The organism is Micromonospora sp. CA-249363, assembly GCF_050950185.1.
Taxonomy (GTDB): domain Bacteria; phylum Actinomycetota; class Actinomycetes; order Mycobacteriales; family Micromonosporaceae; genus Micromonospora.
The window spans coordinates 4,763,676-4,789,108 of sequence record NZ_CP192020.1 but is presented as its reverse complement, the minus strand read 5'-3'; the positions used below and the strand labels follow the sequence as shown (position 1 = coordinate 4,789,108).

The following is a 25,433-nucleotide window of genomic DNA, read 5'->3' as shown; positions in this document are numbered from 1 at the left end:
AGCGCTACTGGCCTCTTCGGCGCACCCGCAGCAGCTCGGCCACCGACCACGCCTGGAACGGGCAGCCGGTCGCGGAGTGCGGCGCGACACCGTCGGCCGTCTCACTTACCGAGCCTAGCCCATATTCGGTCAGATGGGACTCAATACCAATCAATACGTCATCGACTGACATCTTGCCCCGGCGGGCGGCGTCCACGTACGGCCCGAGCAGCCACGGCCACACCGTGCCCTGGTGATAGCCGCCATCCCGCTCGGCCGGGCCGCCCCGATGGCGACCCACGAACTCGGGCGCATCCTCGGTGAGGCTGCGCGGTCCGAGCGGGGTGAGCAACCCGTTCGCGACCCGGCGCAGCGTCGCCTCGTCCGGCTCCAACGGCGCGAACGGCAACGACCAGGCCAGCAACTGGTTGGGCCGCAGCGCGTCGTCGTCGTGCAGGGCGGCCCCACCCAGCGGGTACGCCGGCGCGGGCGCGTCCAGCACGTCGTGCAGCCACCCGGTCGGGGCCGGGAACCGTTCCCGGAACGAGGCGGTGGCCTGCGCGTGCAGTCGCCACAACCCGCCCGCGTCGTGCCCGGCCAGCTCGGTCAACTCGGCGAGCCCGGCCAGCCCGTTGATCCACAACGCGTTGACCTCGACCGGCTTGCCCGTGCGCGGGGTGACCGGGACGCCGTAGACGCGGGCATCCATCCAGGTCAGGGCGGTGCCCGGGGCGCCCTGGGTGAGCAGCCCGTCGGTCTGGTCGACGGCGATGCCGTACCGGGTGCCGGCAACGTGCGCGTCGACGACCGTACGCAGCGCGGGCAGCAGCTCGTCGCCGAGATCCGTGTCGCCCGTGACCGTCACGTGCCGGCTCACCGCGTGCAGGAACCACAGGGTGCCGTCGACGGTGTTGTACTCCACCCGGCCGGTGTCGGCCGTGTTGGCGAGCATCCCCTCGGAGAGGGTCGCCGCGTACGCCCGCAGCAGTTCCCGCCCCTCGGTGGCCCGACCGGTGCAGAGGAACAGCCCCTCGTACGAGATCATCGTGTCGCGCGACCAGGCCCCGAACCACGGATACCCGGCCACCACGTCGACCGCCGCCTGCCCGGTTCGGACCACGAACGCGTCGGCGGCCAGCGCCAGCGTCGCGTCCACGTCGTCGGCCGGCTTGGCCGTCGCCACCAACTGCCGGTTGCGTCGTCGGGCCGTCGCCACGATCTCGTCGGCCGGCGGCGGCTCCTCGTCCAGCCGACCCGCCCAGGCCCGCACCGACACCGTGTCGCCGGGACGTTCCAGCTCCCCGGTGAAGCGACCCGCGTACCAGACGTCCTCGTCCGGGTGCAGGCCCCGGTTGGCCTCCTCGCGGTGGTGCACGCCCAGCCACCACTGCCCCTCCGGTGCCCAGCCCGGACCGGCGAGCCGGTACGCGCCCTCGACCACCGCGCCGTCGGCGACGGTCTCGACCTGCGGAGTCGGCCCGTCGGCCCGCCGCTCGCCGTGCGCGTCGCGCCAGGTGCACGCGGCGGACAGCTCCAGCCGTACCGGACCGCCGGCGACCAGCCGGTGCACCACGGCCACGCAGGAGCGGCCGGGCAGCATGGCCAGCTCGCGTTCGATCACGACCCCGCCGATCCGCCACCGCCAGCGGGGGAGCCCGTCGACCAGCTCGAAGCGCTCCAGCAGCTCGAAGCCGCGCGGGTCGACGTCGCCGGAGGACCATTCGTGCGCGCCGAGGCGTACCCGCGCCCCGGACGGCAGGGTGACGGCCGGGTCGAGACTGACCAGTCCCACCTGACGGGACGCTGGAGTATCTCCCGGCACCACCAGCAGACCGTGGTAGCGGCGGGTCCGCAACCCGCCGACGGTGCCCATGGCGTACCCGCCGAGGCCGTCGGGCACCAGCCACTCCCGGCTGGAAGCGCTGGTCAGGTCGCCACAGACCTGCGGGCCGAAACGAATGTCGATCAACTTTCCTCCACCGCCGCCGAGGTGTAACACGCCACGGCGAGAATGGCCGCTGTGGTGAAGTACCGCGGCGGCGTCAAAGATGTGCACGTGATCACTGACGGATCGTCCTCCGACGCCTCGCCACCCGACGCTGAGCGGCTCCGGCTCGCCCAGGCGGACTCGGGTGAGCAGGACTGGCGTGCATGGGGTCCCTATCTGTCCGAACGGGCGTGGGGGACGGTACGGGAGGACTACAGCGAGCACGGTACGGCGTGGGACTACTTCCCACACGACCATGCGCGGTCCAGAGCCTACCGGTGGAACGAGGACGGGATGGCCGGCGTCTGCGACGACCGGCAGACCTTCGCCTTCGCGCTGGCGCTCTGGAACGGAAAGGACCCGATCCTCAAGGAGCGGATGTTCGGCCTCGGCGGCGACGGCGGCAACCACGGCGAGGACGCCAAGGAGTACTGGTGGTACCTCGACAGCACCCCGACGCACTCCTGGATGCGCTGGCGTTACCACTACCCCCAGGCGGCCTTCCCGTACGACGAACTCGTCGCGGTGAACGCGCTGCGCGGCCGGGACGACACCGAGTACGAGCTGGTGGACACCGGCATCTTCGACGACGACCGGTACTGGGCGGTGACCGTCGACTACGCGAAAGCGTCCCCGACCGACCTCTGCATGGTGATCACCGTCGCCAACCGGGGCGACAAGGCGGCGACACTGCACGTGCTGCCCACCCTGTGGTTCCGCAACACCTGGGCCTGGGGACTGCCCGGCGGCGACCGGATTCCCCGGCTGACCGGTGAGGGCACCCGGCTGGTCGGTGAGCACCGGGTGCTCGGCCAACTGCTGCTCGAGGGCGACGGCGGCCCGGTGCCGCTGCTCTGCGACAACGACACCAACGCCGAACGGCTCTGGGGCCTGCCGGGCCGCTCGCCGTACCCGAAGGACGGCATCAACGACCACGTCGTGAACGGCGCGCCCACGGTCAACCCGGCTCGCGAGGGCACCAAGGGCGCGCTGCACTACGTGCTCGATGTGCCGGCCGGCGGGCAGCGCCAGATCCGCCTGCGGCTGACCCGTACCGCGTCGCCCCCGGCCGCCGGCCCGCCGCCCCCGGCGGACCTGCGCGACGGCTTCGAGTCGGTGGTGTGGGCCCGGCGGGCCGAGGCGAACCGGTTCTTCGCCAACGTCATCCCGGAGGCTGCCACGGCCGACGAGGCGCTGGTGGCCCGGCAGGCCATCGCCGGGTTGATGTGGGGCAAGCAGTTCTACCACTTCGACGTCAAGCGCTGGTTGGACGGCGACCCCGGGTCGACACCGCCGGCCGGGCGTCGGCACGGGCGCAACAGCGCGTGGTGGCACATGACCAGCTTCGACGTGATCTCCATGCCCGACCCCTGGGAGTACCCCTGGTACGCGGCCTGGGACCTGGCCTTTCACTGCGTGAGCATCGCCCGGGTCGACCCGGGCTTCGCCAAGGAGCAGATCCTGCTCCTGCTGCGCGAGTGGTACCTGCACCCCAACGGGCAGATCCCGGCGTACGAGTGGGCGTTCGGCGACGTGAACCCGCCGGTGCACGCGTGGGCGGCGCTCAAGGTGTTCGAGATCGACGGCGGCAAGGACTTCGAGTTCCTGGGCCGGGTGATGCACAAGCTGCTGCTGAACTTCACCTGGTGGGTCAACCGCAAGGACACCGGCGGCAACAACGTCTTCGAGGGCGGCTTCCTCGGGCTGGACAATGTCGGGCCGTTCGACCGCTCGGCGGCGCTGCCGGTGGCCGGCGTGCTGGAGCAGTCCGACGGCACCGGCTGGATGGCCATGTACGCGCTCAACCTGCTCGACATGGCCATCGTGCTGGCCGAGCACGACCGGACCTGGGTGGACACGGCCACCAAGTTCTTCGAGCACTTCCTGTACATCGCCGCCGCCGCGTACGAGCAGGGGCTGTGGGACGACGAGGACGCCTTCTTCTACGACGTGCTGCGGCTCGCCGACGGCACGAAGGTGCCGCTGAAGGTCCGTTCGGTGGTCGGGCTGCTGCCGCTGGCCGCCACCACCCGCCTCACCGCCAAGACCCTGCACCACCTGCCGGAGCTGGGCGCGCGGCTGCGCTGGTTCCTCACCAACCGCCCCGAGTACGCCCAGGTGATCGGCACCCGACGAATCGGCCCGGACGGTCGCCAACAGCGGCTGCTGTCCATGGTCGGCCAGGAACAGGTGGTCCGGCTGCTCGCCCGGATGCTGGACACCGACGAGTTCCTCTCCGACTTCGGCCTCCGTACGCTGTCCCGCGCACACCTGGACAAGCCGTTCTCGGTGAACCTGGGCGGGCAGGAGTTCTCCGTCGGCTACGAGCCGGCCGAGTCGACCAGCGGCCTCTTCGGCGGCAACTCGAACTGGCGTGGGCCGATCTGGATGCCGACGAACTTCCTGCTGATCAGCGCGCTGCGCGACTACGCCGCGTTCTTCGGGGACTACCTCCAGGTGGAGTATCCGACGCGCTCGGGGGTGAAGCTCTCGCTGGACGAGATCGCCGACGACCTGTCAGCACGGTTGATCTCGCTGTTCACGCAGGACGACTGGGGCCGTCGACCGATCTACGGGGCAGCGCACCTGTTCCAGACCCACCCCGACTGGCGGGACCTGGTCGCCTTCCCCGAGTATTTCCACGGCGACAACGGCGCCGGCCTGGGCGCCTGGCACCAGACCGGCTGGACCGCCCTGGTCGCCGACCTGATCCTCACCCTGCGCCGTTGACGGTGCCCTGCCCGCCATGATCGCGTCCGTACCCGCAAGATCCCCGCAACTTCACCGATGTTGCTGCATCACGGCGGCTGGAAGCAGCAACTTCACCGAAAGTGCGCGGATCATGCGGGTGCGCGGGTGCGCGGGTGCGCGGGTGCGCGGGTGCGCGGGTGTGTGCGGGTGTGCGGGTGTGCGCGGATCAGGGTGCGGGATGACGCGGATGCCATGCCGGGCCGGCCGGAAAGATCACGCATGCCGGACGGGCTTGACCATCGGACCCGAAGCGGGCGTGGTGTCAGTACCCGCGTCGGTGTTCAATGGCGCGTTATGGAGTGGACAGTGCCCATCGCCGTCGTGTTGTCGCTCGTGCTCGTGTTCCTGGTCGCCGGGGGTGGCCGTCGTTCCGACGCGGCTCAGCTGGCTCGCCGGCTCGCCGTGGTCGAGCGCAAGCTGGATCTGATCATGGCGCATCTCGACATCCGCGAGCCGGAACTCGAGGCCCCCGGGGCGGTCCTGCAAGAGCTGCTCGCCGGCCGCAAGATCCAGGCCATCAAGGCATACCGGGAGGCAACCGGTGTCGGTTTGCGGGAGGCCAAGGACGCCGTCGAGTTGCTCGCCCGGCAGCGCGGCCTGGGCTGATTGTCAGCCCTCGTAGGCCGTCGCCGCTGACCCCACCCTTGCCGCGCTGCGCCGCAACATCCGCTGCGCCGCAAGATCCGCGGCGCTGCAAGGTCTGCTGCGCCGCAAGATCCGCGGCGCTGCAAGGTCTGCTGCGCCGCAAGATCCGCGGCGCCGCAAGGTCTGCTGCGCCGCAAGATCCGCGGCGCCGCAAGATCCGCGGCGCCGCAAGATCCGCGGCGCCGCAAGGTCTGCTGCGCCGCAAGATCTGCCGCGCTGCAAGGTCTGCTGCGCCGCAAGATCCGCGCAACTTCAGTGATGCTGCTGCATCACGGCGGCCTGAGCCAGCAACATCGCCGAAACTGTGCGGATCTTGCCGGCAGGCGCGGCATGATCGCGCTCGATCCCTGTTGTAGTGGTGTCCTCGGCGCCGGAGGCCACTACATCCTGGATCGAGCACGATCATGCGGGTGCGGGTGCGGGTGCGGGTGCGGGTGCGGGTGCGGGTGCGGGGCGCCGAGCAGGCCTCGAACTGCCGGGCTCACTCGTAGCCGACGTGGATCACCAACTGGCCGTTCCGGGGTTCGGCCACCACGTAGACGGAACCGGGATCGAGCAGTTTGGGTGGCAGGTTCAGCGACTTGGAGAGGCCCATCTGGTCGGCCAGCTCCTGCGGAGACTGCCCGGCCGGAGGCGCCAGCGTGACCTGCCAGGAGCACCCGCCGGAGGCGCACGTCTCGCTCTCGTCGACGACCGTCGCCCCGGCGGGTACGTCCGGGATGCGCCACTTCGGCGGCAACGAGCCCTCGTCGCCGAACGCCCACAGCGCCGCGAACCACAGGCCCCAACCGCAGGCCAGCAGGCCCACGACGCCGAGCCCGGCCAGGAGAAGACGTCGGGCGCGCCGAGGCGATGTCATCGGGCCAGGCTAGCGAGGCGGTGTGGAGATCCAGTGAACGTCAGCCGGTGAAGGGCTCGGGGCCGAGCCGGCCCCAGGCCACGAAGGCGGCTAGGGCGAGGTACACGAGGTTCACCGCGACGAACCTCGCCTCCTGGTAGCGCAGATGGGTGATCATCGCGCCAACCATCAGCAGCACCCAGCAGATGGCGGTGACCGGCACGAGGACCGGCGCGATGTCGAGCACGGCGGGCAGGATCAGGCCGACGGCGGCCAGGAGTTCGAGCACACCCAGGGTCTTGACGAAGCCGTCGCTGGCGTCTCCGGTCCACCCGCCGCCGCGGTGCGAGGCCAGCTTCTTGCGGGGTACGAACGTCTTGGTGATGCCGCCGGCCAACGCCACCGTGGCCAGTAGTCCGGCCGCGATCCACAGCGCGATGTTCATGAACGTTCCCTCCTGTTGGGGTCGCCCAGGAGACACCGTCGGCCCGGTGGCTGTGACTCACCTCGGCGGGTGATGTGCTGCACAGGCCCGTGGTGTCACAGGAGAGCGTCGACCGGTGTCGGGTGGTGGTGAACCGACATCGAGGACAGGAGTCGCGCATGGATCGCGCCGTGGACGCGTTCGTCACGCACCGGAACCTGCTCTTCACCGTGGCGTACGAGATGCTCGGCTCGGCGGCCGACGCGGAGGACGTACTCCAGGAGACCTGGCTGCGGTGGGCGGACGCCGACCACGCGGCGGTACGGGACCAGCGCGCCTACCTGGTCCGGATCACCACCCGCCAGTCGCTCAACCGGCTGCGGACGATCGGCCGGCGCAGGGAGTCCTATGTCGGCTCCTGGCTGCCCGAGCCGTTGCTGACCACGCCGGACGTCGCCGAGGACGTCGAGCTGGCGGAGCACGTGTCGATGGCGATGCTGCTGGTGCTGGAGACGCTCGGTCTGACGGAACGGGCGGTGTTCGTGCTGCGGGAGGTGTTCGAACTGGACTATGACGAGATCGCCGCGACCGTGGAGAAGACCCCTGCCGCCGTCCGCCAGATCGCCCACCGGGCCCGGGCACACGTCGCCGCGCGCCGACCACGCGGCCCGGTCTCCGCGAGTGAGGCGCGGCGCGCGTTGGAGGCGTTCCAACGAGCTGTCGATCTGGGCGACGTGCAGGGCCTGCTCGACATCCTGGCGCCCGACGTCGTCCTGCTGGGAGACGGCGGCGGCATCAAGCAGGCCGTGCTGCGGCCCGTCGTCGGCGCGGACAAGGTGGCCCGTCTGCTGGCCTCGCGGCAGGTGGAGGTCGCCACGCTGTCGCTGCACCCGGCCGAGGTCAACGGCTGTCCGGCGCTGATCGTGCGGTTCGACGGCGAACTCGACACCGTCCTGACGGTGCGCGTCGACGACGGTCTCGTCACCGGCCTGTACGCCGTCCGCAATCCCGAGAAGCTGTCGCACATGCGCCAGGCCACGGCGCTGCGCCGGTGAGGGACGCCGCCGGTCAGAACGGTGGCATGGAGGCCTCGCGGGGCCGGTGACGGGATCGTCGGGTGTCCACAGCGGCGACGCTCAGCAGCACCAGTGCGGCGGCCGCGCCGGCGGGGAGCGGCGGCAGGGGGAGTGTCACCGGCACCAGCAGGACGAGGGCCAGCAGGCCGAGCGCCCGCGATCGGGAGACCCGGTCGAACACCTGGTACTCCAGGGCCGCCCGGCCGGCGAGGAAGAGCGCCGGGCCGCCGAGGACGGCGATCAGCCAGGCGGCCGGGAGGTGGCCGAAGGGCTCGGTGATGTAGAGCTCCATCCCCACGCCGGTCAGCACGATCCCCGCGATCATCGCCAGGTGCGCGAACGCCATCTGCGTGGCGAGCCGGGCGGGGTCACGGGAGGTGCCGATGGCGGTGTCCAGCGTCCCGCCGGCCAGGTGGAAGTAGATCCGCCACAGCAGGACGGTCGTGGACAGCGCGAGCACGAAGGCGGCCGTCTGCGCGGCGTGGAAGCTGCTGCCGCTGAAGGCCAGCCCGATGACGAAGATCGCCTCGCCGAGCGCGATGAGCAGGAACTGCTGGTACCGCTCGGCCAGGTGCTCGGCCGCGATCCCCTGCACGCCGAGCCGCTGCGCGCCGAGTCGGGGAGTCGGCCACCCGAGGTACGACCCGGTGTGGTCGACCAGCACCGCTAGGGCCCAGAGCCAACCACGGATCGTGCCGTCGTTCACCAGCCCGCCGACGAGCCAGAACGGCGCGCTCAGGCCGAGCCAGAACATGATCCGGATGGACTGCTGCGGATCGGGCCGGCCGTGCCCGGCGATGTGGAAGTACGCCACCCGGCCGACCTGGAGGGTCACGAGCGTGATGGCGAAGAGGGAGGCCCGCGCGCCGAATCCGTCGGGCACCGCGACCGCCATCGTCATCGCGCCCGCCATCGTGATGACGATGACGGCCTGGACGATCATCGCCTCGGGGTCGAGCCAACTGGTGGACCAGACCGTCAACGTCCAGACGGCCCACAGCGCCAGCAACAGCACCAGCGCCTGACCGAGGCCCGCGAACTCGCCACGCTCGCCCCCGGTGAAGTCGTCGATCAGTCGGAGGGAGATCCGGGTGAGGGCGAAGACGAAGACGAGATCGAGGAACAGCTCCAGGAAGGTGGCTCGCTCGCGGGTGCCCGCGCCGCGCACCAGCCCTCCACCAGGGATCTCCCTCACCCGCCGACCGCCTCGGCGGGCGGACGCCGTCGAACGACCACATGCCCTCCCGTCCCGGTGACCTGATCACCTAACGAACGAGCTCCGGGTACGGCAGCGAGTGGCCCCGGAGCAGGCGATCAGTCACCAATCCGTCACGAGGCGGGTGCGGACAGTGCGGCTCGTTACGCTCGGCCGGTGTCCGTACCTGCCGAGGCCATCGAACACGAGCGTCGCCTGCTCATCGTCGCCGCCGCCCGCGAGCTGGCCGAGACCGAGGGCTGGGTGGGTCTCAGCGTCCGGCGGGTCGCCGAACGGGCCGACATGGACATCGGCGACCTCTACCGGCACTTCGCCGACCAGGAGGCGATGCTGGCCGCCGTCGCGGTGCACGGCTTCGCCGACCTGGCCGCCGCGCTGACCGCGGCGCACGCCGACAACCCGTGTCCCGAACGGGCGTGGGCGGTGATGGCTTCCGCGTACCTCGATTTCGCGTACGCCAATCCGGCTGTCTACGACGCGATGCTCGCGCTGACCCCGGACCTCGGCCTCGGCGCGGCCGGGGTGCCGGCGGCGCCGCGAGCCGTCTTCGCCGCGCTACGGGCGGCGCTGCTCCCGCTGGCGCAGGGGCGCGACCCGGACACGCTCGCCGAGGTGGGCTGGAGCCTGCTGCACGGGGTCGTCATGCTCACCCGCGGTGGTCGCCTGCGCCCCGAGGCGCAGGAGGAGCGGGAAGCGATGATCACGGAGAGGCTGCTGTGGTGGCCCTGCCCGACGAGCGAGAACCCGGTGGGTGCGGGATACGCCATGCCCTAGAGTCGCGTCCGCACGATCATGATCGCGAGGAGGGGTCGGGATGACCGTGGACCAGGAAGCCCGCCGACGGGCACAGGTGCTGATCTTCGACGCGGACGACACGTTGTGGGAGAACAACGTCGTCTTCGAGCGGGTGATCGACGACTTCCTGGCCTGGATCGACCACCCCACGATGGACCGGACGGAGATCCGGGCGATCCTCGACGACATCGAGCGGGCCAACGCGGTGGCGCACGGGTACGGCAGCAAGGTGTTCCTGCGCAGTCTCGGCGAGTGCCTGGAGCGGCTGCGTGAACGGCCGGCCACCGACGCCGAGCGCCAGGAGATCGACCGGCTCGCCCTGGCGCTGGTGGAGCACCGGGTGGAGCTGATGCCCGGTGTGGCCGAGGCGCTCGACGAGTTGGCACAGCGGCACGAGCTGCTGCTGCTGACCAAGGGCGACCGGGAGGAGCAGCAGCGCAAGCTGGACGCGTGCGGTCTGCTGCACCACTTCGGGGCCGCGCACATCGTCGCCGAGAAGGACGTCGACACGTACCGGTGGCTGGTCCGTCAGCACGGGTTCGAGCCGGCCGGGGCGTGGATGATCGGCAACTCCCCGAAGTCGGACATCCTGCCGGCGCGGGCCGCCGGGCTGAACGCGGTGTTCATCCCGAACGAGAACACCTGGGTGTTGGAGAACGACGAGTTGGACCCGACCGACACGGGCGTACTGCGGCTCGCGGCCTTCCGGGACCTGCTGGACCACTTCTGACCGTCGAATCCGAACAGCGTCAGCGATCATGGTCGCGTTACGCGTAGGTGCCGCTTTTCGCCCTTGAGATCAGTCACGTCGCGGCCGGCCCGGCAACGCTTGTCCGGCCCGGCGCGATCCGCCTAGCCTGGGCCGGCGCTCGCGGCCTTTCGGGGTGTGCCGGGGGCGCACCGGCGTCCGACAGGTGGGCACCGTGGAGCTGAGTGCAGGGCGGCCGGGCCTCCCCACCGAGCCGCGTGGCGTCGTGCCGCGCCCACGCGCGCGGTGATATGCCGGAGCTGTCCGCTCCCCCGTCGGACGGCCGGGGGTCAGGGCCGGGTAGTTGCGGACCCGGTCCTGACCCGGCCGCCCGGATCGCTGTGCCTAGGCGCGGTGCCGGCCGTCGCCGGCGTGGTGGGCGTCCGGCTCTCCGGTGCTGCCGCGGACGATCGAGATCGCCACGCGGCAGAACTCGTCCATGTCCGGGTTGAAGCCGGCCGCGATGTCGGGATGCAACCCGGAGCGGGTCTCGTCCAACAGCCGCTGGCACACCTGCTCGACCGGTTCGCCCGCGTAGCTGTCGCGGACCCGGTCGGTGGCAGCCTGGAGAGCCGAGGTCAGCTGGTCCTCCAACGGGCCGCGCAGCTTCTGCTGCACAGGATCGAGCCCGCGCGGGTCGAGCGTGACATGTGGCTCCGACATCGGTGCTCCCTTCGTCGGCGTCCGCGATACCCCACCGCGGCCGTCGGTCAAACGCCGGTCGGTACGGCGGCGACCCGCACCTGGTAGGAGAAGTCCTCCGCCGGCTCCTCGTGGTACGACAACCGGCGGATTTGCCGGTCGTCGTCGTAGAGGGCGACATCCACCAGGACGCCGAGATGCGCCAGGCCGATGGTGGACACGCGCTTCTTGTCCTGGAGCACCGCGCAGACGCCGCCGAGCAGTGTGCTGGCGTCGGACGTACGGTGCCCGGGCGGGCAACGCAGAACCACGTCCACCTCGATCGGCCCGGGCAACGGCGTCCAGCCGGTGCGCTGGGCCGCGCCCAGGGCGGCCTGGAGCAGGGTGCGGACCCTCGTCGCCTGCCGGTGCCCGGCGGCGAAGATGGACAACGCTTCGGTCTTGACCGGTGGCAGGCCGCTCACCTCGAACGTCAGGGCGAGAGCGCGGGTGTCCTGCACGGCGGCACCTCCCTCGTTGGGGACGATCCTGCCGAACCGGTGCAGTGGCGGAAGGGCGTTCCCGCGATAACCAACCGATCGGGCAGGCTGGGTCGGCCGGAGGCGTGTCGACGGCGGCGGCGAACGCGCTGGCTGCGGCGTTGGGAAAGACGCTAGTGCACGTCGCGCGCCCTCGGTAGTCGGTCGTTCACCCGGTGGTCGACGGCGGAAAGGCGCAGAACTCGTTGCCCTCCGGGTCGGCCAGCACCCACCAGCGCGCCCTGTCCACCGGCTCGCGCAGCAGCGTCGCGCCCGCGTCGAGCAGCGCGGTCGGCTCCGGGGCAGTCATCTCCACGTCCCAGTGCATCCGGTTCTTGCCGGCCTTGGGCTCGTCGACCCCGTCGAACACCCACGCCTGCCAGGGGAAATCGGCGGCGTCGTGCAGCGACGCGGTGTTCGGCCCGGACCCGGTCGTGCCGCCCAGCACGCCGGCCCACCAGGCCGCCTGCCCCGCCGGGTCGACGGCGGCCACCACCAGCTCGACCGGGCCCGGCCGGGTCCCGTCGCCGGCCGGGAGCACGCAGAACTGGTTGCCCTCCGGATCGGCCAGCACCCACCGCCCGACGTCACCGTCCGGCTCGCGCACCGACTGCGCGCCGGCCGCGAGCAGCGCCGCCGGGTCCGCGTCGGAAAGACGCAGATCCAGGTGTACGCGGGTACGGCCGACCCGGGGCTCGGGAACCCGGTTCACCCAGATCGACTCGGCGTCCGAACGCGCCGAACGAGGGTCGATCCTGGTGTCGCCGTCACCGGCGTCGGCCAGGTCGGCGTCGAGCACCCGCGCCCAGAAGCCGCCCAGGGCGAGCGGGTCGGCGGCGTCCAGACAAAGGTCCTTGAAGCGTGCGATCATCGCACCAGCATGCCTGCTCCGGGGGTCGCCGGTGGGGTCACGAACCGCGTGGCGTCCGCGAGATCCGCGCAGTTTCGGTGTTGTTGCTGCCTCCGGCGGCGCTGAGGCAGCAACAACAGGGATGTTGTGCGGATCCTGCCGGCGCTCAGCGCGGTCGGTGCGCTGGGCCTCTCCCGGGCGCGAGCGCGACGCTGACGCCCACCCCACCCCACCCCACCCCCGCCCGCCCGGCCCGCCCGCCCACCCGGCCCGCTCCCGGTGATCAAGAGGTTTGCGTCAGGAAAGACGTCTTTCCTGACGCAAACCTCTTGATCACCAGGGCTGAGAGGGGGTGGGGGTTGGGGGTGGGTGTTGGTTGTTGGTCGGGGGTTGGCGCGTCGTGTTGCCGGCAGGTTTCGCGGCGCGGCGAGCGGGGCAGTGTAGCCGCACGGAGTATCCGAGCGGGGCGTTTTCGCAGCTCCTGGGCTCGGAGCCAGCTCACCGTGCGCCGGGGCACGGATGCCCTCCCCGGCCTGTTGTGCCAAGAGAGGGGGAGGGCGATGACGGACCCCGATACGGCCCGACAACGGCGTCGCCCGGTGGCCCGGGTTGGAGCGATGGCCGCCGCGCTGGCGCTGGTCGCGCCGCTCGCCGCGTGCGGCGCCGACGAGAGTGGTGGCCCACCGACGCTCAACCTGTACTACCCGCCGGAACAGAACCTTCAGAAGGTCGTCGACGACTGCAACAACCAGGCCCAGGGGCGGTACAAGATCGTCTATCGGGTGCTGCCCCGGCAGGCCGACGACCAGCGGGTGCAGATGGTGCGACGGCTCGCCGCCGAGGACACCGGCATGGACATCCTCGGCCTGGACGTCACCTGGACCCAGGAGTTCGCCAGCGCCGACTGGATCCGCGAGTGGACCGGCCAGGACAAGGCCGAGGTCGAGCAGGGCACCCTCGCCGGGCCGCTGGCGACCGCCCGCTACGAGGACAAGCTCTACGCCGCGCCGAAGAACACGAACGTGCAGCTCCTCTGGTACCGCAAGAACCTGGTGCCGCAGCCGCCGACCACCTGGGACCAGATGATCACCGCGGCCCGGCAGCTCAAGGAGCAGGGCAAGCCGTACCAGGTGCTCACCATGGGCGCGCAGTACGAGGGCCTTGTCGTCCTCTACAACACCCTCGCCGAGAGCGCCGGAGGCAAGGTCCTCTCCGACGACGGCAAGAAGGCCGTGATGGACGACGGTACGGTTCGAGCGCTGGAGCAGTTGCAGCGGTTCGCCACGTCGGGCGTGACCTCACCGTCCTTCAGCAACGCCACCGAGGACCCGGTCCGGCTGGAGTTCCAGTCCGGCGGCGGCGCGTTCCAGGTGAACTGGCCGTTCGTGTACCCGGCCATTCAGGAGGCCAACCCGGAGCTGGCCAAGCAGGTCGGCTGGGCCCGGGTGCCGGGCGTCGACGAGGGCACCCCCAGCAAGGTCACCATCGGCGGGGTGAACCTGGCCGTCAGCTCGTACTCGAAGCGCCCGGAGCTGTCGTTCGAGGCCGCGCGGTGCCTGCGCAGCGCGGAGCACCAGAAGTTCTCCGCGATCAACGACGGCGTGCCACCGACCATCGAGGCCGTCTTCGACGAGCCGGAGATGACCGAGGCGTACCCGATGAAGGACACCATCCTGGAGGAGCTGAAGGACCCGGCGACCCGTCCGCTGACCCCGGCCTACCAGAGCATCTCCACCGTCATGTCGGCGATCCTGTCGCCGCCGTCCGGAATCCGCCCACAGCAGACCGCCGACGAGCTGCGCGGCGCCATCGCCGACGCCCTGGAATCGAAGGGGGTGCTGCCATGAGCGTCAACGCCACACCGGCCGGGGCGGACGTCGCCGCCGAGGAGACCCGTCCGACCCCCACCGTGCCCACCCAGCGCAGAGGCGGCCGCAAGGCGCCGTTGAGCGAGAACAAGAAGGCCGAACGCCGGCTCGGCTGGCTGCTCTGCGCGCCCGCCGCGCTGGTGATGGTCCTGGTCACCGCGTACCCGATCATCTACTCGGTCTGGCTGTCGTTGCAGCGCTACGACCTGCGCTTTCCCGACCAGCGCGAGTTCGTCGGGCTGGAGAACTACGTCACCGTGCTCACCAACGAGTTCTGGTGGACGGCGTTCGGGGTCACCGCGCTGATCACAGTGGTCACCGTGGCCGTCGAGCTGGTGCTCGGCATGGGGCTGGCGCTGATCATGCACCGTACGCTCGTCGGGCGCGGCATCGTCCGTACCGCCGCGCTCATCCCGTACGGCATCGTCACGGTGGTCGCGGCCTTCTCCTGGCGGTACGCCTGGACGCCCGGCACCGGTTACCTGGCCGACCTGTTCAGCGACGGCGCTCCGCTGACCGAGCGGGCCAGTTCGCTGGCGATCATCATGCTGGCCGAGATCTGGAAGACCACGCCGTTCATGGCGCTGCTGCTGATGGCCGGGCTGGCCCTGGTGCCGGACGACCTGCTCAAGGCCGCCTCCACCGACGGCGCGACGGCCTGGCAGAAGTTCACCAGGGTGATGCTGCCGGTGATGAAGCCGGCGATCCTGGTGGCGCTGCTGTTCCGCACGTTGGACGCGTTCCGGGTCTTCGACAACATCTTCGTGCTGACCGCCGGCGGCAACGAGACCTCGTCGGTGTCGATGCTCGCCTACAACAATCTGCTGCGGGGTCTCAACCTCGGCATCGGCTCAACGATGTCGGTACTGGTCTTCATCACCGTGGCGATCATCGCGTTCGTCTTCGTGAAGCTGTTCGGTACCGCTGCCCCCGGTAGCGACGACGGGGAGAGGCGCTGACATGGCTGTCGAAACCACCACCCGGGCGAAACTGCGGTGGGGCCTGCTGGACGTCCTCGTGGTCGTCTTCGCACTGGTCCCGGTGCTGTGGATCGCCTCGCTGTCGTTCAAGACACCGGCCACCCTGACCGACGGGAAGTTCATCCCCCGGGAGTGGACGCTTGACAACTACCGGACGATCTTCGACACCGACCAGTTCGTCCGAGCGCTGGTCAACTCCATCGGCATCGCCCTGATCGCCACGCTCATCGCGGTGGTGCTCGGCGCGATGGCCGCGTACGCGATCAGCCGGCTGGACTTCCCCGGCAAGAAGCTGCTGGTCGGGATCTCGCTGCTGATCGCGATGTTCCCGCAGGTGTCACTGGTGTCGCCGCTGTTCGAGATCGAGCGGCAGCTCGGGATCTTCGACACCTGGCCCGGGCTGATCCTGCCGTACATCACCTTCGCGCTGCCGCTGGCGATCTACACGCTGTCGGCGTTCTTCAAGCAGATCCCGTGGGACCTGGAGAAGGCCGCGAAGATGGACGGCGCCACCCAGGCACAGGCGTTCCGGCGAGTGATCGCCCCGCTGGCCGCCCCCGGCCTGTTCACCACGGCGATCCTGGTCTTCATCTTCTGCTGGAACGACTTCCTGTTCGCCATCTCGCTGACCTCCACCGAGCGGTCCCGCACGGTGCCGGCGGCGCTGTCGTTCTTCACCGGCGCGTCACAGTTCGAGGACCCCACCGGGGCGATCTGCGCCGCCGCCGTGGTGATCACCGTACCGATCATCCTGTTCGTGCTCTTCTTCCAGCGCCGCATCGTGTCCGGTCTGACCTCCGGCGCCGTCAAGGGATAGGTGGGTAGTCATGGCTGACATCGTGCTCGACAAGGTGAGCAAGAGTTTCCCGGACGGAACCGTCGCCGTGCGGGAGGTCGACCTGGAGATCGCCGACGGCGAGTTCGTGATCCTGGTCGGCCCCTCGGGCTGCGGCAAGTCCACCACTCTCAACATGATCGCCGGTCTGGAGGACATCAGCTCCGGCGAGCTGCGCATCGGCGGTCAGCGGGTCAACGACAAGGCCCCCAGGGACCGGGACATCGCCATGGTGTTCCAGTCGTACGCGCTCTACCCGAACATGACCGTGCGGGAGAACATGGCGTTCCCGCTGCGGCTGGCGAAGCTGGACAAGGAGACGATCAACTCCAAGGTCGACGAAGCCGCAAAGGTGCTGGAGCTGACCGCCCTACTGGACCGCAAACCCGCGAACCTCTCGGGTGGTCAGCGGCAGCGGGTGGCGATGGGCCGGGCGATCGTCCGCCAGCCCAAGGCGTTCCTCATGGACGAGCCGCTGTCCAACCTCGACGCGAAGCTGCGCGTGCAGATGCGTACGGTGGTGTCCCGTTTGCAGAAGCAGCTCGGCACCACCACCGTCTACGTCACCCACGACCAGACCGAGGCGATGACCCTCGGCGACCGGGTGGTGATCATGCGGGGTGGCGCGGTGCAGCAGGTCGGCCCGCCACAGGAGCTGTACGACCACCCCCGCAACCTCTTCGTGGCCGGCTTCATCGGCTCGCCGTCGATGAACTTCCTGCACGCCGCCGTGCAGGAGGGCGGCCTCCGTACGGCCCTGGGCGACGTGCCGCTCGGCGACCGGGTGCGCCGGGAGCTGGAGGCGGCCGACGCGCCCCGCGAACTGATCCTCGGTATCCGGCCCGAGCACTTCGAGGACGCCGAGCTGGTCGACGAGGAGGCTCGCCGTCGGGGACTGGAGTTCGAGGCCCCGGTGGAGATCGTCGAGTCGATGGGCTCGGACAAGTACGTCTACCTCACCGTGGAGGGCGAGCGGGCCAGCGCCGCAGAGCTGGAGGAGTTGGCCGCGGACGCGGGCGCGGGCGACTTCGCGGGCGCGGGCGGCAACCTGGTCACCCGGCTGTCCGCCGAGTCCGGCGCAACCGAGGGCCAGTCCCGCCGAGTCTGGGCAAACCTCGACAAGATCCACCTCTTCGACCCGAACACCGGCCGCAACCTAACCCTCGACAAGTCCCACTAACCCCCCCCGCCCCGCCCCCCCGCCCCGCCCCCCGCCCCGCCCCCCGCCCCGCCCCCCGCCCCCCCCCCCGCCCCGCCCCCCGCCCCGTCCCCACCCCGCCCCGTCCCCGTCCCTGCCCGCGTCGATCTTGCACTTTGTGTTGTCGACATGGCGGGAAAGATCCCATATGTCGCAGCAGAAAGTGCAAGATCGACGGGGCGGGGAGGGGGTGGGGAGCGGGGCGGGGTGGGGTGCGGGGTGGGGGGTGGCGTGGCAGGGTGAACTGGTGATGGATCGGGGACTTGTCGCGTTGGCCACCGCGCACGGTGTGTCCACCTGGTACGAGGACTGGCGGCACCGCCGCGTCGAGGTCGCGCCGGAGACCGTCGTGGGCGTGCTGGGGCTGCTCGGGGTGGACGCCACCAGCCCCGCCGCGATCGCCGACGCGCTCACCGCCGCCCGCGCGGTGGACCGGACCGCGCTGCCACCGACCGTGGTGCTCACCGAGGGCAGGGCCCGCGCGTTGCCCGGCCCGGGCGTGGTGTCCCTGGAGGACGGTGGTCGTCGGACGGTCGACGGCGAGCTGCCAGGGGACCTTCCGCTGGGCTGGCACCGGCTGGCCTGCGACGGGCGGGACGTGACCCTCGTCGTGGTGCCCCGGCGGCTGCCCGTGCCGCCACGCACCTGGGGCTGGATGCTCCAGCTCTACGCGCTCAGCTCCGAGCGGTCCTGGGGCATGGGCGACCTCGGCGACCTGGCCGAGTTCACCGGATGGGCGGGCGGAACGGGCGCGGGGCTGGTGCTGCTCAACCCGCTGCACGCGGTCGGGCCGGCGCACCCGGTGGCCGCGTCGCCGTACTCGCCGGCCAGCCGACGCTTCGTGAACCCGCTCTACCTGCGCGTCAGTGACACCACCGCGTACGCGACGGCGGACCCGGCGACCCGTGCGGTGGTCGACGCGCTACGCCCCGACCGCGGTGACCTGATCGACTACGACGAGGTGTGGACCGCCAAACGGCACGCGTTGGAGCTGCTGCACCCGTACGCCCCGGCGGTGGACCTCGACGCGGACCCGGCACTGACCAGCTTCGCCACCTGGTGCGCGCTGGCGGAGCGGCACGGCAACGACTGGCGGGCGTGGCCGGCGGAGCTGCACCACCCGGACGCGCCGGCGGTCGCCGAGCAGCGTCGCCAGCTCGCCGACCGGGTGGCGTTCCACGCCTGGCTGCAACACCTGTGTGACGAGCAGCTCGACGCCGTGACGGCGGCGGCCCGGTCGACGGGCATGCCGGTCGGCGTGGTCCACGATCTCGCCGTCGGCATCGACCCGGGCGGCGCGGACGGCTGGCAGCTCGCCGACGTCCTGGCCCAGGGGGTACGGGTCGGCGCGCCGCCGGACGACTTCAACCAGCTCGGCCAGGACTGGGGACTCGCCGCGTGGCGACCGGACCGGCTCGCCGAGACCGGGTACGCGGCCTACCGGGACATGCTGCGGCGGACCCTGCGGCACGCGGGCGGCCTGCGGGTCGACCACGTCGCCGGGCTCTGGCGACTGTGGTGGGTGCCGCCGGGCGCCGGGGCGGCCGAGGGCACCTACGTGCGGTACGACGCCGAGGCGATGCTCGGCATCCTGGCACTGGAGGCGCACCGGGCCGGCGCGGTGGTCGTGGGCGAGGACCTGGGCACGGTCCAGCCCGCGGTGACGCGTGGGCTGCGCGGGCGCAACATGCTCGGCTCGACCGTGCTGTGGTTCGCCCGGGACGACGACGGCGCGTTCACTCCGCCGACCCGCTGGCCCCGCAACGCCCTCGCGACGATCTCCACCCACGACCTGCCGACCGCCCCGGGGTTCCTGACCGGCGAGCACGTGCGGGTGCGCGACGAGTTGAAGCTGCTCAGCACCGACGTGGCCGTCGAACGCGCCCGGGCCGCCGCCGACCGCGAACGGCTGCTGGCGATGCTGCGCGCCGAGTCGTTGCTGCCCGAGTCGCCCGACGCCGGTGCGGAGCCGGACGACGGCGACGTGGTCGCGGCGATGCACGCCGCGCTCGCGGCCAGCCCGTCCCGACTGCTCGGTGTGTCCCTCTACGACGTGCTGGGGGAGGTGCGCCAACCCAACATGCCGGGCACGGTCGACGAGTATCCCAACTGGCGGCTGCCGTTGCCGGCCAGCGTCGCGGAGATCCGCACCGACCCCGGCGTGACCCGGATCGTCGACCTGCTCACCGCCGCCCGTCCCCGCCGGGCCACCGCCGCCGACCCGGGCGGCAAGCGGGCCACCCGCGACCCGGCCGGGACGTAGGCCACCACTCAGGAGGGCCAGTCGAACGCCGGTGCCAGCCCGAGGAAGTCGGCGTACCGGGTCAGCGCCCGCTCGACGTCGGCCCGGTCGCCCGTGGTCATGGCCGTCAGCGGCCGTACCGTCAGGGTGACGGCCCGCCGGCCGACCTTGCGCTTCCACACGCCCACCACCCGACCGGCGCGGACCACGGTGGCCTGGAAGATGCCGTTGTTGCCCGGTACCACGGCCGCCCGGTGCGCGGGGTCGAGCATCAGCGTGCGATCCCGGTAGCCGAGGAGGTACTCGTCGAAGCCCGGCAGCGCCAGCACCTCGGCCGCCGGGGCCCGCGAGGTGTGGGCCAGCGTCGCGTCCACGTACATCGGCTCGCCGTCGACGCGTACCGTGCTCAGCAGGTCGGCGGCGGCGGTCAGGCCGCGCCGCGCGTCGGTCAGGGTGAGGCCGCTCCACCCGGCGAACTCGCGGTCGGTGACCGGCCCGTGGCCCCGGACGTAGCGGTGGGCGAGCAGCGCCAACGCCTCGTCCCGCTCCGGGCGGCGTTGCTCCGGCGCCCACTCGTCGAGCAGGGCGAAGGTCTGCTCGGTGCCGATGGTGGGCGCCACGCAGGTCACCCCGCGCACACTCGCGTACCAGAGCAGGTGGTAGCCGCGCTGGCCGTCGGTGCCGATCCCGGCCTCGCGCAGGGTGGCGAGACACTGCGCGCGGGTGAGTCGGCCGCCGCCGGTCAACGCCGCCCCCAGCACGTCCACCGCCCGGTCCGCGTCGGCCTCGGTGAGGCCGAGCTGTGCCCGGCGGCTCGCCACGCCGGCCAGCGAGCGTACGCCGGTCAGCTCCAGCATCCACCGCGCGTCGGCGGGGGGTACGAGATGCACGGTGCCCCGCATCGGCCAGGTGCGCAGCGCTTCGCGGCGTTCCAGCGCGGCCTGCACGTCGGTCGCCGTCCACCCCGGCAGTCGGGCGCCCAGCGACCACAGGCCGCTCGCCAGGTCCTGTGCCTGCATCGCCCCGAACCACTGGACCACCTCGGCGGCGGTGCCGGGCCGGACGGGCGGGCGCAGCAGCAGGCTGGTCATCCGCAGTGCCAGCGCTTCGGTCGCGCTGAGGTCGGCAGTCATCGCACCCCTTCCGGTCGCCACGCCGCAGCCTAGGCCCGGCCACCGACACGCACGGTTAACCGCCGCGCCGGTGGGAATGCGCCCGGCCGGAAGTACGCGCGCCGCGCGTACGGAAGGGAGTCCCATGACTGCCGCAAGCGAACCGGCCCGGGGTGCCGGCATGCCTGCCGATTCTCGGGCCCGTCGGGCGTCCACCGGGGCCAAGACCAGCGCGGCCGCCACATTCGCTCTGGTCTTCGGGGTGGCCGGCCTGCTCAGCGTGCTGACCGCCATCCTCGCCTGGGTCGGGCTGGTGCTCGGCATCATCGGCATCGTCCTCGGCATCGTCGGGCTGAAGATGGCCCGCCGGCCGGGCGTGACCGGCCGGGGCGTGGCCATCGGCGGCCTGGTGCTGAGCATCCTGGCGGTCCTGATCGGCCTGGGCCTCGCCGCGGGCATCACCACGTTCGTCAACAACGAGAACGCGGTGGACCGCCTCCAGAACCAGGTCAACGACCTACGGGACAAGCTCGACTGACGTGCGCCCGGGTGTGGGGGCCAGGGCGTGGCGCTGGCCCCCCCAGTAGGGTGGGCGGCGTGCTCCGCCAGGTCACCGCGATCCGCTACGTCACCCCACTGCGGGAGGGTGGCTCACTGCCGGGCGTCGTCGAGGCCGACGACCTCGGCACGTACGTGGCGAAGTTCACCGGCGCCGGGCAGGGGCCGAAGGCGCTCGTCGCCGAGGTGATCTGCGGCGAGCTGGCCCGCCGGCTGGACCTGCGGGTGCCGCCGCTGGTCGTCCTCGACATCGACCCGGTGATCGGGCGGGCCGAGCCCGACCAGGAGGTGCAGGAGCTGCTGCGCAACAGCGGCGGCGCCAACCTGGGGATGGACTTCCTGCCGGGCGCGCTCGGCTTCGACCCGGTGGCGCACCCCGTCGATCCGCTGCTCGCCTCCCGGGTGCTCTGGTTCGACGCGTACGTGGAGAACGTCGACCGGAGCTGGCGCAACCCCAACCTGCTCATCTGGCACCGGGAGCTGTGGCTGATCGACCACGGTGCCTCGCTGTACTTCCACCACAACTGGCCCCGCGCCGACGCGGCCGTACACCGCGCCTACCGTGCCGAGGACCATGTGCTCGCGCCGTACGCCGACCGCGTCGCCGAGGCCAACGACGAGCTGGCCGCCCGGATCACCCCCGACCTCCTGCGGGAGGTGCTGGAGCTGGTGCCGGCCCAGTGGCTGACCGCGGCCGACTTCGACTCGGCCGACGAGGCGCGGGAGGCGTACGTGTCGCACCTGTCGCGGCGGGTCGCCCGCCCGGCGGACTGGCTACCGGCGGGGAGCGCGGCGTGAGGCACCCCTTCGAGTACGCCGTCATCCGGCTGGTGCCCCGCGTCGAGCGCGGAGAGCAGATCAACGTCGGGGTGCTGCTCTACTGCCAGCAGCGTGACTTCCTGGCGGCGCGGACCCACCTGGACGCCGACCGGGCGCGCGCCCTGGCGCCCGACGTCGACCTGCCGGCCGTCGCCGCGGTGCTGGAGTCGCTGGACCGGACATGCTCCGGTGACGGGCCGGCCACCCGCATGCGGCTCGGTGAGCGCTTCCACTGGCTGGCCGCGCCCCGCAGCACGATGATCCAGGCTGGCCCGGTGCACACCGGCCTCACCGCCGACCCGGCAGCCGAGCTGGACCGGCTGATGACGACGCTGGTCCGCTGAACGGCCGGTCGGCCTGAGCGGCCGGGCGGGTCCTCGGAAGCGGCGGACCCCTGATCGCGCTACGCCGGCGCCGTTGCCGGCGGAGCGCGATCCCCCGTTCAGGCGCCGGTGCCAGGGGGCGGCGGGTTCGCACGCCGACACCGGATGGCATCAGGATCGCCGTCCGCGCGGGCGGCCGGATCGGAACGTCCGGGAACTTGCGGAAAACTTGAGCCCGGACGACCGGTACACCGCGATCTGTCGTTTGTCTCCGGGCCGCAGGGGTAGTCGCGGGAGCTGACCCGAGACGAGAAGGGGACAACTCTGATGGCTGCCCAGACGAAGGTGGCGGTGATCTACTACAGCGCCACCGGCATCACCTACCAGATGGCGCAGGCCGTGTGCGAGGCCGCCGGCGACGCCGGCGCGGAGGTACGCCTGCGCAAGGTGCGCGAGCTGGCGCCGGACGAGGCGATCCGCTCGAACTCCGGCTGGCAGGCGCACCACCTGGAGACCCAGGACGTCCCGGAGGCGATGATCGACGATCTGGCCTGGGCGGACGTGACGATCCTCGGATCGCCCACCCGGTACGGCATGATCGCGGCCCAGTTGAAGCAGTTCATCGACACCACCGGCCCGCTGTGGGCGCAGGGAGCGCTGGCCAACAAGGTCTACGCGGCCTTCACCTCCACGGCGACGTCGCATGGCGGCCAGGAGACCACCCTGACGTCCCTCTTCAACGTCTTCTACCACTGGGGCGGGGTCGTGGTTCCCCCCGGCTACACCGACTCCAGCCAGTTCATCGCCGGCAACCCGTACGGCCCCTCGCACACCAGCAACAACGGCGAGATCGCCCCGGACGCGGTGGCGCTGGAGGCCTGCGCCCTCACCGCCCGCCGGGCGGTGCTGATCGGCACGGCGCTCAAGCAAGGCATGGGCGCCTGAGCACGACGGCGACCGGTGGCGCGGGCGGGGGCTCTCGGCCCGCTCGCACCACCGGTCGTACCAGCCCTACCCCGCGACGACGACAACCATGCCGGACGAGCCGAGGACTACCCCTGGCCGACCGGGCGTGATGCCGGCAGCAGGTCGGTCAACACCTCGGTCAGCACGGTCAACCCGTCCGGGCTGAGCACCGACTCCGGGTGGAACTGCACCCCGGCGAAGCCCTGCCCGCGCAGGGCGTGCACGGATCCGTCGCGGACGTCCCGGGCCAGCTCCACGGTCCCGTACGCGGTGTCCAGCCGGTCCACCTCGGCGCGGGCGGTGAACGAGGAGTAGAAGCCCACCCGGCGGGACCGACCGAACAGCGTCACCTCCCGTTGCAGCCCCTGGTAGGGCGCGTCCCTGCGGTGCAGGGGCAGCCCCAGCAGCCCGGCCAGCACCTGGTGCCCCAGGCAGACCGCGAGGGTGGGTCGACCGGTCGCCAGTAACTCGCCGAGCAGGTCCCGCAGCGCCGCCATCTTCGGGTCGTCCGGGCTGCCCGGGTCACCCGGACCGGGCCCGGCCACCACCAGGTCGTACCCGTCGACCGGCCCGCCGACGTGCCACGGGCGCAGCGTGACCGCGAGGCCCAACGCGCCCAGTTGGTGCGCCAACATGCCGGTGAAGGTGTCCTCCGCGTCCACGATCAGGACCTGCCGGCCGGCCAGCCCGGGCAGCCCGGGCGCATCGGGCGACCGCTGGTCCAGCCAGAACCGGGCCAGCGGCGTGTTACGTGCGGCGAGCGCGTCGCGTACCTCCGGGTCGTCGGCCAGCCGCACGACCGGCCCGCGCTCGCCGGCGGACGCCGCCGGGCCGAGACCCAGCGCGGCCAGCACCCCGGCCGCCTTGGCGTGGGTCTCGGCGACCTCGCCGGCCGCCGTCGAGTGCCGGACCAGGGTGGCGCCCACCGGCACCCGCAGCCGGCCGGACGGGGAGATCTCGGCGGTACGGATCAGGATTGGCGCGTCCAGCGTCTGCCGGCCGGCGTCGTCGTGGCCGAGCAGCGCCAGCACTCCCGCGTAGTAGCCCCGGCCCCGGCGCTCGTGCCGGGCGATCACCCGGCAGGCGTTCTCCATCGGACTGCCCGTGACGGTGGGGGCGAACATCGTCTCCCGCAGGACCTCCCGCACGTCGCGGGTGCCCCGACCGGCGAGCAGGTACTCGGTGTGGGCGAGGTGCGACATCTCCTTGAGATAGGGGCCGATGACCTGACCACCGTGCTCGGCGACGGTGGCCATCATCTTCAGCTCCTCGTCGAGCACCATGTACAGCTCCTCGATCTCCTTCGGATCGGCGAGGAACCGCAGCAGCGCCGCCCGGTCCGGGGTGTCGCCGGTCGGCCGGAAGGTGCCGCTGATCGGGTTCATCATGACGAGCCCGTCGTCGACGCTGACGTGCCGTTCCGGGCTGGCCCCGACCATGGTCCGGGTGCCGGTGTGCACCACGAACGTCCAGTAGGCGCCGCGCTCGGCGACCAGCAGTCGGCGCAGCGCGGCCAACGCGGCCACCAACGGCGTCCCCTGCACGGTGGCGTGCAGGGTGCGGTGGATGACGAAGTTGGCGCCCTCGCCGCGACCGATCTCGTCGGTGAGCACCTGCTGCACGATCCGCGCGTACTCGTCGTCGCTGACGTCGAAGGCGGCGTCCCGGGTGCGGACCGGCTCGTCGGGGAGCGCGGCCAGCGCCTCGGCCAGCGGGATCCGACCGTGTTCGCGGACCTGGAGACACTCCAGCGGGGCGTCGTCGTCGACGCAGGCGAAACCGCGCTCGGCGATCTGCCGGTACGGCACCAGGGCCAACGTCCGCGCCCCGGGCTGGCCCGGGGACAGCGGGATGTCCGCCAGCCGGTCGACGGTGGCGACGGGGCCGGTGAACAGTTCCAGGTCGTCGGCGCCCTCGCGGCGCAGCAGCGCGAAGGGGCCGGGATCGTCGCCGCGGGAGATGGCGGCGAGCAGGTCGGTCAGGCGGGGCAGGCTGGTCATCGTGGTCTCCGTGGGCGCCGGGCGCCGCCAGCGGGGCGGCCATCGGGCCGGAGATCCGGCGGC

General features: G+C 71.7%; 23 protein-coding genes. 14 read left to right on the top strand and 9 right to left on the bottom strand.

All coding sequences use genetic code 11. The features are described from left to right. Positions 1-4 precede the first annotated feature (4 nt). Positions 5-1,948 carry an amylo-alpha-1,6-glucosidase gene (locus ACQPZK_RS21175; RefSeq protein WP_433534676.1) on the bottom strand — a complete coding sequence of 648 codons (1,944 nt, stop codon included), beginning with the start codon at positions 1,946-1,948 and terminating at the stop codon, positions 5-7. A 42-nt stretch (positions 1,949-1,990) separates the two neighbouring features. Between ACQPZK_RS21175 and ACQPZK_RS21170 the strand changes: the two genes are divergently transcribed. After that, positions 1,991-4,696: an MGH1-like glycoside hydrolase domain-containing protein gene (locus ACQPZK_RS21170; RefSeq protein ID WP_433534675.1), complete on the top strand. Its 2,706-nt coding sequence runs from the start codon at positions 1,991-1,993 to the stop codon at positions 4,694-4,696. A gap of 327 nt (positions 4,697-5,023) precedes the next feature. Further along, on the top strand, positions 5,024-5,323 hold the full coding sequence (locus ACQPZK_RS21165) for a ribosomal protein L7/L12 (RefSeq protein WP_433534674.1): 300 nt from the start codon (positions 5,024-5,026) through the stop codon (positions 5,321-5,323). A 520-nt stretch (positions 5,324-5,843) separates the two neighbouring features. Here ACQPZK_RS21165 and ACQPZK_RS21160 read toward each other — a convergent pair. Both ACQPZK_RS21160 and ACQPZK_RS21155 read right to left on the bottom strand, forming a co-directional pair. Then, positions 5,844-6,221, bottom strand: coding sequence for a hypothetical protein (locus tag ACQPZK_RS21160; RefSeq protein ID WP_433534673.1), 378 nt, complete (start codon positions 6,219-6,221; stop codon positions 5,844-5,846). Positions 6,222-6,261: 40 nt separating this feature from the next. Further along, entirely contained in the window at positions 6,262-6,645 is a 384-nt protein-coding gene (locus ACQPZK_RS21155; RefSeq protein ID WP_433534672.1) for a DoxX family protein, read from the bottom strand. Between the two features lie 158 nt (positions 6,646-6,803). On the opposite strand from ACQPZK_RS21155, the gene ACQPZK_RS21150 reads away from it, so the two are divergent. Beyond that, entirely contained in the window at positions 6,804-7,679 is an 876-nt protein-coding gene (locus tag ACQPZK_RS21150) for an RNA polymerase sigma-70 factor (RefSeq protein WP_433534671.1), read from the top strand. A gap of 13 nt (positions 7,680-7,692) precedes the next feature. Here the strand turns inward: ACQPZK_RS21150 and ACQPZK_RS21145 are convergent, their stop codons facing one another. Then, on the bottom strand, positions 7,693-8,895 hold the full coding sequence (locus ACQPZK_RS21145) for a low temperature requirement protein A (RefSeq protein WP_433534670.1): 1,203 nt from the start codon (positions 8,893-8,895) through the stop codon (positions 7,693-7,695). A 177-nt stretch (positions 8,896-9,072) separates the two neighbouring features. On the opposite strand from ACQPZK_RS21145, the gene ACQPZK_RS21140 reads away from it, so the two are divergent. Beyond that, positions 9,073-9,690 carry a TetR/AcrR family transcriptional regulator gene (locus ACQPZK_RS21140; RefSeq protein WP_433534669.1) on the top strand — a complete coding sequence of 206 codons (618 nt, stop codon included), beginning with the start codon at positions 9,073-9,075 and terminating at the stop codon, positions 9,688-9,690. Positions 9,691-9,730: 40 nt separating this feature from the next. Beyond that, complete coding sequence (locus tag ACQPZK_RS21135) at positions 9,731-10,441, top strand: HAD family hydrolase (protein ID WP_433534668.1); 711 nt, start codon at positions 9,731-9,733, stop codon at positions 10,439-10,441. A 363-nt stretch (positions 10,442-10,804) separates the two neighbouring features. Here the strand turns inward: ACQPZK_RS21135 and ACQPZK_RS21130 are convergent, their stop codons facing one another. The 3 genes from ACQPZK_RS21130 to ACQPZK_RS21120 form a co-directional block, all read right to left on the bottom strand. Beyond that, entirely contained in the window at positions 10,805-11,122 is a 318-nt protein-coding gene (locus ACQPZK_RS21130) for a hypothetical protein (RefSeq protein ID WP_433534667.1), read from the bottom strand. Between the two features lie 47 nt (positions 11,123-11,169). Next, positions 11,170-11,601: a hypothetical protein gene (locus tag ACQPZK_RS21125; RefSeq protein ID WP_433534666.1), complete on the bottom strand. Its 432-nt coding sequence runs from the start codon at positions 11,599-11,601 to the stop codon at positions 11,170-11,172. Between the two features lie 187 nt (positions 11,602-11,788). After that, positions 11,789-12,490: a VOC family protein gene (locus tag ACQPZK_RS21120; protein ID WP_433534665.1), complete on the bottom strand. Its 702-nt coding sequence runs from the start codon at positions 12,488-12,490 to the stop codon at positions 11,789-11,791. A 539-nt stretch (positions 12,491-13,029) separates the two neighbouring features. Between ACQPZK_RS21120 and ACQPZK_RS21115 the strand changes: the two genes are divergently transcribed. The 5 genes from ACQPZK_RS21115 to malQ all read left to right on the top strand — a co-directional run bounded on the left by ACQPZK_RS21115 (position 13,030) and on the right by malQ (position 19,613). Beyond that, positions 13,030-14,316 carry an ABC transporter substrate-binding protein gene (locus ACQPZK_RS21115; RefSeq protein WP_433534664.1) on the top strand — a complete coding sequence of 429 codons (1,287 nt, stop codon included), beginning with the start codon at positions 13,030-13,032 and terminating at the stop codon, positions 14,314-14,316. Then, entirely contained in the window at positions 14,313-15,296 is a 984-nt protein-coding gene (locus tag ACQPZK_RS21110) for a carbohydrate ABC transporter permease (RefSeq protein ID WP_433534663.1), read from the top strand. Before ACQPZK_RS21115 ends, ACQPZK_RS21110 begins: the two co-directional genes overlap by 4 nt. 1 nt (position 15,297) lies before the next feature. Next, positions 15,298-16,134: a carbohydrate ABC transporter permease gene (locus ACQPZK_RS21105; protein ID WP_425733375.1), complete on the top strand. Its 837-nt coding sequence runs from the start codon at positions 15,298-15,300 to the stop codon at positions 16,132-16,134. A 10-nt stretch (positions 16,135-16,144) separates the two neighbouring features. Continuing rightward, positions 16,145-17,332, top strand: coding sequence for an ABC transporter ATP-binding protein (locus ACQPZK_RS21100; protein WP_433534662.1), 1,188 nt, complete (start codon positions 16,145-16,147; stop codon positions 17,330-17,332). A 268-nt stretch (positions 17,333-17,600) separates the two neighbouring features. Then, positions 17,601-19,613, top strand: coding sequence for a 4-alpha-glucanotransferase (gene malQ, locus ACQPZK_RS21095; RefSeq protein WP_433534661.1), 2,013 nt, complete (start codon positions 17,601-17,603; stop codon positions 19,611-19,613). An 8-nt stretch (positions 19,614-19,621) separates the two neighbouring features. Here malQ and ACQPZK_RS21090 read toward each other — a convergent pair whose 3' ends face one another. Next, positions 19,622-20,725, bottom strand: a complete 1,104-nt coding sequence (locus tag ACQPZK_RS21090; protein WP_433534660.1) for a winged helix DNA-binding domain-containing protein — start codon at positions 20,723-20,725, stop codon at positions 19,622-19,624. A 160-nt stretch (positions 20,726-20,885) separates the two neighbouring features. Here ACQPZK_RS21090 and ACQPZK_RS21085 point away from each other — a divergent pair, with 160 nt between their 5' ends. From ACQPZK_RS21085 to wrbA, 4 genes are all read left to right on the top strand, one after another. Further along, positions 20,886-21,242: a DUF4190 domain-containing protein gene (locus tag ACQPZK_RS21085; RefSeq protein ID WP_433534659.1), complete on the top strand. Its 357-nt coding sequence runs from the start codon at positions 20,886-20,888 to the stop codon at positions 21,240-21,242. Between the two features lie 59 nt (positions 21,243-21,301). Further along, positions 21,302-22,060 (top strand): HipA family kinase, encoded by a 759-nt coding sequence (locus ACQPZK_RS21080; RefSeq protein ID WP_433534658.1) that lies wholly within the window; start codon positions 21,302-21,304, stop codon positions 22,058-22,060. Next, a complete protein-coding gene (locus tag ACQPZK_RS21075; RefSeq protein ID WP_433534657.1) occupies positions 22,057-22,425 on the top strand; it encodes a DUF3037 domain-containing protein in 369 nt (122 codons plus the stop codon). The genes ACQPZK_RS21080 and ACQPZK_RS21075 overlap by 4 nt, the downstream gene beginning before the upstream one ends. Positions 22,426-22,731: 306 nt before the next feature. Beyond that, positions 22,732-23,349: an NAD(P)H:quinone oxidoreductase gene (gene wrbA, locus ACQPZK_RS21070; protein ID WP_433534656.1), complete on the top strand. Its 618-nt coding sequence runs from the start codon at positions 22,732-22,734 to the stop codon at positions 23,347-23,349. A 107-nt stretch (positions 23,350-23,456) separates the two neighbouring features. Here wrbA and ACQPZK_RS21065 read toward each other — a convergent pair whose 3' ends face one another. Next, the gene (locus tag ACQPZK_RS21065; RefSeq protein WP_433534655.1) at positions 23,457-25,370 is read right to left on the bottom strand and encodes an anthranilate synthase family protein; all 1,914 of its coding nucleotides are present in this window, start codon (positions 25,368-25,370) and stop codon (positions 23,457-23,459) included. Positions 25,371-25,433 lie beyond the last annotated feature (63 nt).

Excerpts from the sequence above, each read along its gene's own strand:
- ACQPZK_RS21170 (WP_433534675.1), top strand. The coding sequence starts at position 1,991 with ATGGCCGCTGTGGTGAAGTACCGCGGCGGCGTCAAAGATGTGCACGTG.
- ACQPZK_RS21100 (WP_433534662.1), top strand. The coding sequence starts at position 16,145 with ATGGCTGACATCGTGCTCGACAAGGTGAGCAAGAGTTTCCCGGACGGA.
- malQ (WP_433534661.1), top strand. The coding sequence starts at position 17,601 with ATGGATCGGGGACTTGTCGCGTTGGCCACCGCGCACGGTGTGTCCACC.
- ACQPZK_RS21135 (WP_433534668.1), top strand. The coding sequence starts at position 9,731 with ATGACCGTGGACCAGGAAGCCCGCCGACGGGCACAGGTGCTGATCTTC.
- ACQPZK_RS21120 (WP_433534665.1), bottom strand. The coding sequence starts at position 12,490 with ATGATCGCACGCTTCAAGGACCTTTGTCTGGACGCCGCCGACCCGCTC.
- ACQPZK_RS21130 (WP_433534667.1), bottom strand. The coding sequence starts at position 11,122 with ATGTCGGAGCCACATGTCACGCTCGACCCGCGCGGGCTCGATCCTGTG.
- ACQPZK_RS21065 (WP_433534655.1), bottom strand. The coding sequence starts at position 25,370 with ATGACCAGCCTGCCCCGCCTGACCGACCTGCTCGCCGCCATCTCCCGC.
- ACQPZK_RS21150 (WP_433534671.1), top strand. The coding sequence starts at position 6,804 with ATGGATCGCGCCGTGGACGCGTTCGTCACGCACCGGAACCTGCTCTTC.
- ACQPZK_RS21090 (WP_433534660.1), bottom strand. The coding sequence starts at position 20,725 with ATGACTGCCGACCTCAGCGCGACCGAAGCGCTGGCACTGCGGATGACC.
- ACQPZK_RS21085 (WP_433534659.1), top strand. The coding sequence starts at position 20,886 with ATGCCTGCCGATTCTCGGGCCCGTCGGGCGTCCACCGGGGCCAAGACC.
- ACQPZK_RS21105 (WP_425733375.1), top strand. The coding sequence starts at position 15,298 with ATGGCTGTCGAAACCACCACCCGGGCGAAACTGCGGTGGGGCCTGCTG.
- ACQPZK_RS21110 (WP_433534663.1), top strand. The coding sequence starts at position 14,313 with ATGAGCGTCAACGCCACACCGGCCGGGGCGGACGTCGCCGCCGAGGAG.
- wrbA (WP_433534656.1), top strand. The coding sequence starts at position 22,732 with ATGGCTGCCCAGACGAAGGTGGCGGTGATCTACTACAGCGCCACCGGC.
- ACQPZK_RS21155 (WP_433534672.1), bottom strand. The coding sequence starts at position 6,645 with ATGAACATCGCGCTGTGGATCGCGGCCGGACTACTGGCCACGGTGGCG.
- ACQPZK_RS21115 (WP_433534664.1), top strand. The coding sequence starts at position 13,030 with ATGACGGACCCCGATACGGCCCGACAACGGCGTCGCCCGGTGGCCCGG.
- ACQPZK_RS21160 (WP_433534673.1), bottom strand. The coding sequence starts at position 6,221 with ATGACATCGCCTCGGCGCGCCCGACGTCTTCTCCTGGCCGGGCTCGGC.